Origin of the sequence: Micromonospora sp. NPDC050795, assembly GCF_044456785.1 — a bacterium.
Lineage (GTDB): Bacteria > Actinomycetota > Actinomycetes > Mycobacteriales > Micromonosporaceae > Micromonospora.
Genome location: NZ_JBITGE010000093.1, coordinates 1 through 2346 on the forward strand (window position 1 = coordinate 1; position 2346 = coordinate 2346).

Consider the following 2346-nt stretch of genomic DNA (forward strand, 5'->3'; position numbering starts at 1 on the left):
TCCATCGATCACTGAGCGTAGACAACTCTGATGATCGATTCCCGTGCCTGCTTGCTACATCGGAGTACCCGCCTGTCCGGATCTTGGACGCCTACCGCCGGTCGCTCTTACGGAACTGAACGGGCTGCAACCCGGTGAACGGAAAGATCCACTCCGGGCGGGCCGCCGTGATCACCTGCACCCAGGTATCCTGAGGTTGATCTTGTGAGCTCCTCGTCGGTTCCATCACATAGCGCGTTCAAAGCTGTTTGGAAACAACATCGCGATTAACATTGAGCATGGCTTCCAGTGCGTCCCCGAGGCGTGCCACCAACACGCGTCCCCCGAAGACGAGGTCCCATGGCACGGAAAAGCGCCCTCGCCGTTGCCGGCGTGATCCTGGCGGCTGCGGCGGCGTGTGACGGCGCGTCTGGTCAGTCTGCCGGCCAGGACAGCGACCTCACCGGTGTCACGGTTGAGGTCGCCGCGACATGGTCCGGCATCGAGCGGGAGAATTTCCAAGCGGTGCTCGATGCTTTCGCCGAGAAGACCGGTGCCACCGTCAAGTACACGGCCGGCGGCATCGATCTGCCGGTGCTGCTCAATAGTCGCATCGCGGGTGGGTCGCCGCCCGACGTCGCACTCGTCGCACAGCCAGGCGTGGTTTCGGCGCTCGTTAGCCGTGGCGCGCTTGTCCCCCTCAGCGGCAGTGCTGCGGACGCCGTAACGGACAACTACAGCGACGCATGGCAGAGTCTCGGCGCCGTCGGTGGCACGCGCTATGGGTTCTACTTCAAGGTCGCCAACAAGTCAGTGATTTGGTACCGCGTCAAATCCTTTGAGGACGCCGGGGTGAAGCCACCCGCCACGTGGGACGACCTCACAGCGGTGTCGCGTACTCTGGCCGACTCGGGCACCACGCCGATGGTGGCCGCAGGGGGCGACGGCTGGGTGCTGACCGACTGGTTCGAAAACGCATTCCTGCGCATCGGCGGCGCCGAAAAGTACGACAAGCTCGCCCGGCACGAGATCCCCTGGACCGACCCAGCCGTCGTCAAGACATTGACCTTGCTCGGCGAGTACTGGCAGACGCCGAAAATGATCCTCAATAGACCGGCCGGGGCCACTCAGATCACGTTCACCCAAGCGATCTCGGACGTGTTCGGTGTTGCCCCGAAGGCCGCCATGCTCTTCGAGGGGAATTTCGTCGCCGCTGAGATCACCAAGCTTGGCCGATCGACGGTGGGGCAGACGGCGAAGTTTTTTCCGTGGCCGTCTATCGGAGGTTCGGCGCCGGCCGTCGTGACCGCCGGTGACCAGGCCGTACAGCTGAAGGACACCACCGAGGCCCGCGCCCTGATGACATTTCTGGCGTCACCGGAGGCCGCTGCGATCATGACGGCCAAGGGTGGGTTCATCTCGGCCAACGCCAAGGTCGATCAGTCGTCCTACCCCGATCCGACGACGCGCGCATTGGCGGGCGCCGTGGTCGAGGCCGAGTTGCTCCGCTTCGACCTGTCCGACCTGACTCCGCAGCGCTTCGGTGGCGGCAGCAACGCGGCCCTCTGGGTGTTGCTGCAGGACTTCCTCGAGAAGGGCCTGGACGCACGGTCGGTGGCACAACGTCTCGAGGACGCGGCGCAAAAGGAGTACGGAGCCGGTAGAGCCCGGCCTCCGGATTCCGCCCGTCCCGCACCCGTGCCATGACCCGCAGCGTGACCGGCAGGGTCTCGTTCTCACCGGCGTCTTCCCCAGTGCGCGAAGTACCAGTACGCCGTCTGTCGCCGGGCCAGATCCGCCGGCAGGTATCGCCATGGACACCCCGAGCGGACCAACTACAAGTTTGCGTCGACGATCTCCCGACGAGGGTGCTTCTGCCGCCGCCCGTCCCTGCTGGGCTCCGGCAAAAATCCTTCGATCAACGCCCACTGGGCTTCAGTCAACTCCGACGGGTAACCACGACGCGACGACACCGGACACCTGTCTGCCCCGGTGACCATCGCCACACCGCCACACCACTCATATTGGACCTTCAAACACACTCGAAGAAATGAGGATAATCAATCGAGGGAACTTCCATGACCGGTTGGAGTCCTCACAGCAGGGCACTCGCATGGTCGATCTTTGACCGTTTAGCTACTTCTGGGGTAGTCACGCCGGTTCGGGCCGGTACGTAGAAGAGCGCGGTCTTCTGGTGATCACTCAGGTGTCTAAGGGATGTCTCGCAACCCCGACGTCTGTCTGCTGAGGATGATGGGTCAGGATGCCTGGCTGCAGGTGATCACGGCGGCCCGCCCGGAGTGGATCTTTCCGTTCACCGGGTTGCAGCCCGTTCAGTTCCGTAAGTTGGTCAGGTTGGTCGCTGAG

General features: G+C 63.5%; 1 protein-coding gene and 1 pseudogene. Both read left to right on the forward strand.

Going from position 1 to position 2346, the window contains the following annotated elements; genetic code table 11:
* The first annotated feature begins 339 nt into the window (after nt 1-339).
* On the forward strand, nt 340-1686 hold the full coding sequence (locus ACIBEF_RS32260; protein WP_396797205.1) for an ABC transporter substrate-binding protein: 1347 nt from the start codon (nt 340-342) through the stop codon (nt 1684-1686).
* A 564-nt stretch (nt 1687-2250) separates the two neighbouring features.
* Nucleotides 2251-2346 (forward strand): annotated as a pseudogene (locus ACIBEF_RS32265) (IS5/IS1182 family transposase); the annotation flags it as partial.

Excerpts from the sequence above, each read along its gene's own strand:
- ACIBEF_RS32260 (WP_396797205.1), top strand. The coding sequence starts at position 340 with ATGGCACGGAAAAGCGCCCTCGCCGTTGCCGGCGTGATCCTGGCGGCT.